General features: G+C 71.3%; 8 protein-coding genes. 4 read left to right on the top strand and 4 right to left on the bottom strand.

From position 1 onward, the window contains the following. Nucleotides 1-100: 100 nt before the first annotated feature. From ACZ69Q_RS42690 to ACZ69Q_RS42680, 3 genes are all read right to left on the bottom strand, one after another. A complete protein-coding gene (locus ACZ69Q_RS42690; RefSeq protein ID WP_471053596.1) occupies nucleotides 101-358 on the bottom strand; it encodes a hypothetical protein in 258 nt (85 codons plus the stop codon). Between the two features lie 118 nt (nucleotides 359-476). After that, nucleotides 477-1037 carry a DUF6082 family protein gene (locus ACZ69Q_RS42685; protein ID WP_471053593.1) on the bottom strand — a complete coding sequence of 187 codons (561 nt, stop codon included), beginning with the start codon at nucleotides 1035-1037 and terminating at the stop codon, nucleotides 477-479. Between the two features lie 230 nt (nucleotides 1038-1267). Beyond that, on the bottom strand, nucleotides 1268-1675 hold the full coding sequence (locus tag ACZ69Q_RS42680) for a winged helix-turn-helix transcriptional regulator (protein WP_471053590.1): 408 nt from the start codon (nucleotides 1673-1675) through the stop codon (nucleotides 1268-1270). Nucleotides 1676-1764: 89 nt separating this feature from the next. Between ACZ69Q_RS42680 and ACZ69Q_RS42675 the strand changes: the two genes are divergently transcribed. The 4 genes from ACZ69Q_RS42675 (at nucleotide 1765) to ACZ69Q_RS42660 (ending at nucleotide 5433) form a co-directional block, all read left to right on the top strand. Then, nucleotides 1765-2619 (top strand): SDR family oxidoreductase, encoded by an 855-nt coding sequence (locus ACZ69Q_RS42675; RefSeq protein ID WP_471053587.1) that lies wholly within the window; start codon nucleotides 1765-1767, stop codon nucleotides 2617-2619. Nucleotides 2620-2767: 148 nt separating this feature from the next. Then, the gene (gene rarD / locus ACZ69Q_RS42670) at nucleotides 2768-3745 is read left to right on the top strand and encodes an EamA family transporter RarD (RefSeq protein WP_471053585.1); all 978 of its coding nucleotides are present in this window, start codon (nucleotides 2768-2770) and stop codon (nucleotides 3743-3745) included. 117 nt (nucleotides 3746-3862) lie between these two features. Further along, nucleotides 3863-4339, top strand: coding sequence for a VOC family protein (locus tag ACZ69Q_RS42665; RefSeq protein ID WP_471053582.1), 477 nt, complete (start codon nucleotides 3863-3865; stop codon nucleotides 4337-4339). A gap of 146 nt (nucleotides 4340-4485) precedes the next feature. After that, nucleotides 4486-5433, top strand: coding sequence for a M28 family metallopeptidase (locus tag ACZ69Q_RS42660; RefSeq protein WP_471053579.1), 948 nt, complete (start codon nucleotides 4486-4488; stop codon nucleotides 5431-5433). A 209-nt stretch (nucleotides 5434-5642) separates the two neighbouring features. Here ACZ69Q_RS42660 and ACZ69Q_RS42655 read toward each other — a convergent pair whose 3' ends face one another. Next, entirely contained in the window at nucleotides 5643-7274 is a 1632-nt protein-coding gene (locus ACZ69Q_RS42655; RefSeq protein ID WP_471053576.1) for a tetratricopeptide repeat protein, read from the bottom strand. Nucleotides 7275-7298 lie beyond the last annotated feature (24 nt).

The following is a 7298-nucleotide window of genomic DNA, read 5'->3' as shown; positions in this document are numbered from 1 at the left end:
CCCCCCCCCCCCCCCCCCCCCCCCCCCCCCCCCCACCCCCCCCCCCCCCCCCCCCGCCCCCCCCCCCCCCCCCCCCCCCCCCCCCCCCCTCCACGTCATGTCACGCGTCGGGGATGTCCTTCTTGGCGCGGATGAGGGTGTCCCGCGTGATCACGACAATCCGCTCGTAGTCCGCTCGGGCCGCGTCGGGCGGGAGGTGGGGGTCGAGATCGGCGGTGGCTTCGGTGCCGATGACCGCGAAATCACCGTTGCTGAGTTCGAAAAGGTCGGGGCATGTCTCGCCGGTTCCACTGCCCCGCAGGCCAGGAGGGTCCCCAAGCCGACGGGCGATACGGAACGGCGAGGCGTCGTCGAGCACCGGAGCGGTCCCCTCTCGGGGCTGCGCAGCCCCGCGTCTCAAGGGGCGCCACTCGATGAGTGACGCCCCTTGGGTTCACAGAGCTCTGGATCTTACACGGGTGTGACACCTCTCACATTTATTCCGCCTGCTCCGAGCTCGGACCGACGACCCACCAGTCGTCCGGGTCATCTCGTAAGTCCTCCAGCATCGCGTCCACGACCAGTCCGACCCGGCTTTCGAGGGACTCGCCGGGAACGCTGCGCCGATGCTCGACCGTGGAGGACCAGTACTCCGCGAACACCTCGTTACGGCAGAGGACACGGAGGTGCCCGACGAGTTCGTCCCAGTCGTAGACACCCACACGATGAGCCATCAGAAGCACTCCGTACTGCCGGTTGGCGAAGAGCATCTGCCGGCGCCTGCGCTCGGACAGCCCCGTCAACGTGCTCATGGCCGCGGCCAGCGCCGGATCGTCGATCGCCCGATCCATCTGCTCCACGGAGAGGCGGTACTGCTGGATCAGATTCGCCCGGCGCATCTCCTCGGTCATCAGCGTCAGTTGCCGCAACAGTTCCAGCAAGAGTTCCTCCTGACGCCGACGACGGCCACGACCGAAAGGCGCACGCACGAAACCGAGTCCCGCCATTACCGCAGAACCGATCCTGCTGGGCCGGGCGGCCGGAGTCTGTGTGGCCATGTCAAGGCAACCCCCTGGGTCCGGTGAACGTGCGCCGTACGGTGGCAGGGCGAGTCGGCACACGGGTGGGCGTGACACTCCGCATCCACATTGCCCGCCCGGCAAAGGCGGCGCGCAAGGCGGAGAGGGGGCGCATGGAAGGACGTGTCTCGCATGTCGACCAACGCCCTGACATATGTGTGCCCCCAGGCGCCGTACGCATTCCTGCCGGCGAAGCCCGGGGAGTCACATCACCCCTGATCAGAGCCGCCTTTTCGCGCGTCGTACACCTGCCGCGCCTTCTGCACCTCCCCCATCCGCTCCTCGGTCCACAGCGCAAGCCCCCGCACCTGTTCCGCCGCCTCACGGCCCAGGTCGGTGAGGGAGTAGTCGACCCTCGGGGGGATCACGGGCTTGGCGTCACGGTGGACGAGGCCGTCGCGTTCCAGGGTCTGGAGGGTCTGGGTCAGCATTTTCTCGCTGACCCGGCCGATCGCGCGGCGCAGTTCACTGAAGCGATAGGGGCGTTCGAGAAGCTCGATCAGGACCAGGACGCCCCAGCGGCTGGTGACGTGCTCCAGCACCAGCCGGTGCGGGCACATCTGCTCGCCGGTGTCGTACTTGCTCGTCGCGATGCCCACCACGTCACTTACTGCCATACCAGTACCTTACTTCAAAGTGGGTACTTTCGCAGAGTTAGCGCACCTCCTAGGGTTAGTGCCACCGCACCCCACAAGGAGTTCTGATCATGAGCATCGTCGTCACCGGAGCCACCGGACACCTGGGCCGCCACGTCGTGGAGCAGTTGCTGGAGAAGGTCCCGGCCGACCAGGTGACCGCCGTCGTCCGCACCCCCGAGAAGGCCGCCGACCTCGCCGAACGCGGCGTGAAGCTCGCCGTCGCCGACTACAACGCCCCCGAGACCTTCGACGGGCTGTTCGCGGCCGGCGACAAGGTGCTGCTCATATCCGGCAGCGAGGTCGGCAACGACCGCGTCGGCCAGCACAAGGCCGTCATCGACGCCGCCAAGGCCGCCGGCGTCGCCCTGCTCGCCTACACCAGCGCCCCCGGCAGCCTCACGGCCGCGCTCGCCGACGACCACCGCGGCACCGAGAAGGCGCTGCTGGAGTCCGGCCTGCCGTACACGCTGCTGCGCAACGGCTGGTACCACGAGAACTACACCGAGAACCTCGCCCCGGTCCTGGAGCACGGCGCCGTAACCCACGCCGCCGGCACCGGCCGCGTCTCCTCCGCCTCCCGCGCCGACTACGCGGCCGCCGCCGTCGCCGTACTGACCGGCGATGGGCACGAGAACAAGACGTACGAGCTGGGCGGCGACGTCGCCTGGAGCTTCGCCGAGTACGCCGCCGAGCTGAGCCGGCAGACCGGCAGGGAGATCGCCGAGAACCCCGTCTCCGGCGAGGTCCTCACCGGCATCCTGGCCGGCGCCGGACTGCCGGAGCCCGTGGCCGCGATCATCGCCGGCGTGGACGCCTCCGTGGAGAAGGGTGAGCTGGTCGTCGACAGCGGGGACCTGTCCCGTCTGGCCGGCCGCCCGACGACGCCGGTCTCCGAGGCGATCGCGGCCGCGCTGAAGGGCTGACCCGCATCCCCCGGTGCAACCCGGGCGCTCCAGCCTCCGCCTGTCATGACCGTATGGCGATACGGGCATGACAGGCGGAGGCATTCGGCGTTACCTTCGTGCGGGCCGACGTAGGGACGCGGCCACGTGAGGGCACGAAGGAGGGGCCGTGACCGGGAAGTCCAGGGGCGAGCGGCACATAGGTCTGCTGAACGGCTTCGCGGCGTACGGGATCTGGGGACTGTTCCCGCTGTTCTGGCCGCTGCTGCAACCCGCCGGGTCGGTCGAGATCCTCGCCCACCGGATGGCCTGGTCCCTCGTCTTCGTGGCGGCCGCACTCCTCGTCCTGCGGCGCTGGGCCTGGGCGGGTGAGCTGATACGGCAGCCGCGCAAGCTGGCGCTGGTCGCCGTGGCCTCGGCCGTGATCACCGTCAACTGGGGCGTCTACATCTGGTCCGTGAACTCGGGCCATGTCGTCGAGGCCTCGCTCGGGTACTTCATCAATCCGCTCGTCACCATCGCCATGGGCGTGCTGCTCCTGAAGGAACGGCTGCGGCCCGTGCAGTGGGCGGCGGTCGGCGTCGGCTTCACCGCGGTGATCGTGCTGACCGTCGGGTACGGCAGGCCGCCGTGGATCTCCCTCGTCCTCGCCTTCTCCTTCGCCACCTACGGGCTCGTGAAGAAGAAGGTCAATCTCGGTGGCGTTCAGTCGCTGGCCGCGGAGACCGCGATCCAGTTCCTGCCCGCGGTCGGGTATCTGACCTGGCTGACGGCACAGGGGAAGTCGACGTTCACCACGGAGGGGCTCGGGCACGCGGCGCTGCTCGCGGCCGCCGGCGCCATCACCGCGCTGCCGCTGGTCTGCTTCGGCGCGGCGGCGATCCGGGTGCCGCTCTCGACGCTGGGGCTGCTTCAGTACCTGGCGCCGGTCTTCCAGTTCCTGATCGGTGTCCTGTATTTCCACGAGGCCATGCCGGCCGAGCGATGGGCCGGGTTCGCGCTGGTGTGGCTGGCGTTGACGCTGCTCACGGCGGATGCCTGGCGTTCGGTGCGGCGGGCCAGGGTGGCCGCGATCGGCATCCCGCAGGGCCTTTCGCAGCCCGGCGGCGACCGGGAGAGGCCGGCGTCCGCCGCCGTGGGCGCCTGACACACGAGCCCCGGCCCGCGGCCCCGGTCTGACGCACGAGCCCCGGCCCGCGGCCCCGGTCCGCAGATCGGCGATTCCCGTTGCGGCCCCGCTCCCCCACCCCCTATGAGTGGTCGCATGACACAGGAACCCGCGACCGCACCGGCGCCCCTGCACTGGAAGCTCGTCATCGACTGCGCCAACCCCCAGTCCCAGGCCGACTTCTGGGCCGCCGTGCTGCACTACGAGGTCGAGGACAACAACGCCCTCATCGAACGGCTTCTGGAGCTCGGCGCGCTGCCGCGCGAGGCCGCCGTCGAGTTCCACGCCCGGCTTGCCTTCCGGGACCTGGTGGCCGTACGGCATCCCGACGACCCGTACGACAAGGACAGCGGCACCGGACTGGGACGGCGGCTGCTGTTCCAGCGCGTTCCGGAGGAGAAGACCGTCAAGAACCGGCTGCATCTCGATGTGCACACGGCGGCCGGGGAGCGCGAGGGCGAGGTCGAGCGGCTTCAAGGGCTGGGGGCGAGCGTGCTGCGGCAGGTGCGCGAGCCGTCCGGGCAGTGGGTGGTGATGGCGGATCCGGAGGGGAACGAGTTCTGCGTTCACTGAGCACGCGGGGGACTGAGGGTTTTCCCTATACGAACACCCAGTCCGAATAGCGCTCTTGACGGAGAGTCAAGCTCACCCTGACCATCCAGGCACCCCATTCACTGAGGAATCCCCGTGATTCCCCAAGGAATTCGGAGCCCCCCACCATGAAGCTCTCCGTCTCATGGCGTGCGTCGGCGGCAGCCGCCGTCGCGACCGCCACCCTCCTGACCAGCGGATCCATAGCCGACGCGGCGCCCAGAGCCGAGGCCCTGGCCGCCGCGCCCGACATCCCCGTGGCCGGCGTCAAGGCCCATCTCACCCAGCTTCAGTCCATAGCCACCGCCAACGGCGGCAACCGCGCCCACGGCCGCCCCGGCTACAAGGCATCCCTCGACTATGTGAAGGCCAAGCTGGACGCCGCCGGGTACACGACGGCCATCCAGCAGTTCACGTCCTCCGGCCGCACCGGCTACAACCTGATCGCCGACTGGCCCGGCGGCGACACCAACCAGGTCGTCATGGCCGGTTCCCACCTCGACAGCGTCTCCTCCGGCCCCGGCATCAACGACAACGGCTCCGGCTCGGCGGCGGTCCTGGAGACCGCGCTCGCCGTGTCCCGGGCCGGCTACCACCCCACCAAGCATCTGCGGTTCGCCTGGTGGGGCGCGGAAGAGCTCGGGCTCGTCGGCTCCCGCTACTACGTCAACAACCTCTCCTCAGCCAACCGCGCGAAGATCAGCGGCTATCTGAACTTCGACATGATCGGCTCGCCCAACCCGGGCTACTTCGTCTACGACGACGACCCCGCGATCGAGAAGACCTTCAAGGACTACTACGCCGGCCTCGGCGTCGCGACCGAGATCGAGACCGAGGGCGACGGCCGCTCCGACCACGCGCCGTTCAAGAGCGCCGGCGTGCCGGTGGGCGGCCTGTTCACGGGCGCGAGCCGCACGAAGACCGCGGCACAGGTCACCAAGTGGGGCGGTACGGCCGGGCAGTCCTTCGACCGCTGCTACCACTCGTCCTGCGACACGACGTCCAACATCAACGACACCGCCCTCGACCGCAACAGCGACGCCATCGCATACGCGGTGTGGGAGCTGTCGGACTAGTACACCGGACCGCCGGCACCGATCGGCGGACGGTCAACGAGCAGCACACCGGACCGCCGGCACCGGCCGGCGGACGGTCAACGAGCAGCACTCCGGACCGCCGCCACTGGCCGGCGGACGGTCAACGAGCAGCACTCCGGATCGCCGCCACTGGCCGGCGGACGGTCATCGAGTAGCACTCCGGACCTCCGGCGCCGGCCGGCGGACGGTCAACTGCTGGGCGGTTCGGCCGACTTGGCGGCTCGGGCGGCGAGCCGGTCCATGCGGGCACGGGCCGACTCCAGCTCCTCGACGTCGTCGGCGGCCGGACCGCCCTCGGCCGTGAGCTCGTCCCACAGCCCGAGCAGGTCCCGGCCCAGGTGCAGCCCCTGTGCCGGGTCCCGCACGGCGCGCCAGGCCGTGGCCGCCCCGTGCAGACTGCCGTACGCCGCCTCCGCGTCGCGGACGCTGTGGTGGCGGCGCGCCACGTCGAGGGCGAGGGCGAAGGCGCGCTCCGGGTCGCCCGCCAAGTAGGCGATGTACGCGCCGAGTTCACGGATCCGGAGCACCTCGGGGTGCTGCGGCCCGAGCACCGCCGACGCCTCCGCCACGGTTCGCTCCGCGAGCTGCGCCGCCTCCGCCGTGCGCCCCGCCTTCACGGCGTCGTTGATCCGCGCCATGGGTTCGGCGAACGGGGAGGTGTCGGCGGTGGCGTCGGCCGGCGCGTCCCCGAGAACGGCTTCGGCGACCGCGTCGAACCCGCGGGGCGGGGTGGGCTTGGGGTCGGGGTCGGAGGCGGGGTCGGGATGAGCGTGGAAGTGGGGGTGCGGGTCAGGGCTGGGGGCCGGCTTGGCGACCGAGGTCGGGACCGGCAAAGGGGTCGGGGCCGGCAAGGGGGTTGGGGCCGGCAAGGGGGTCGGGGCCGGCAAGGGGGTCGGGTCCGAGACGGGGATGCGGGTGGAGGGCGGGGGCGCGTCCGCCGGGTCCGGCCTTGCGTCCAGGGGCGCGCGGGTGGAGGGCGGGGGCGCGTCCGCCGGGTCCGGCCTTGCGTCCAGGGGCGCGCGGGTGGAGGGCGGTGGCGTGCCCGCCGGGTCCGGCGTTGCGTCCAGGGGCGCGCGGGTGGAGGGCGGGGGCGCGTCCGCGGGTGGGTTCACAGGTCCGTTCACGGACGCGTTCGCCGGTGCATCCATGGGTGCGTCCGTGGGTGCAGCCGTGGGTGCACCGTTGGGTCCACCTGTGGGTGCGCCCATGACCGGCGGCGGGCCGAACTCCCCCAGCGGGGGCGCGACCGTGCCTGGGGTGGCGTCCTGCACCGGGTCGGGCAGGGCGCGCAGCCGGAAGGTGGGTGAGGCGTCATGCGACGAGCCAGGCAGCGGTCGTAGGAGATGGGTGGGCTTGTCCCGGTACGGTTCGGTGCCCGGCGCCGGGGCGGGGTCGGCGCTCGCCTCAGGGGCGGGCGACGCGGGTCGCTCCGCCGAAGACGCCTCGGCCACGGCGTTCCCCGGCGCCGTCGATCCCGTCGGTGCCGTCGGTGCCGGGGGCGGACCGGTGCGTACCGGCTCGGCGGTGAAGCAACTGGAGCCGTCCTCCTCGACCAGCAGGGGGACGACGTAGCCGATGCGCTCGTCGTGGACGGTGGCGTGCACGGGGTGGCCGCCGGCGAGGGCGATGCGCTGGAGGTGGGCCAGGACGACGTGCTGGATCTCCTCGCCCGGGGCCGCCGTGACGGGGACGCCGCCGATCGACGCGCCGCCCGCGTCCGGACCGGCGGCGGGCACGTGCACGTCGATCGGCGCGACCACATGGGCCGCGGCGGCGGCGCGTTTCTGTTCCCGCTTCTTCGCGCGGCTCAGTCGAGGCATCGCTTCCCTCACTCGCATGCGTCG

It is taken from the genome of Streptomyces sp. NPDC036764, from assembly GCF_055609385.1.
The sequence above is the reverse complement of the archived record's forward strand: the minus strand, read 5'-3'. Positions and strand labels throughout refer to the sequence as shown.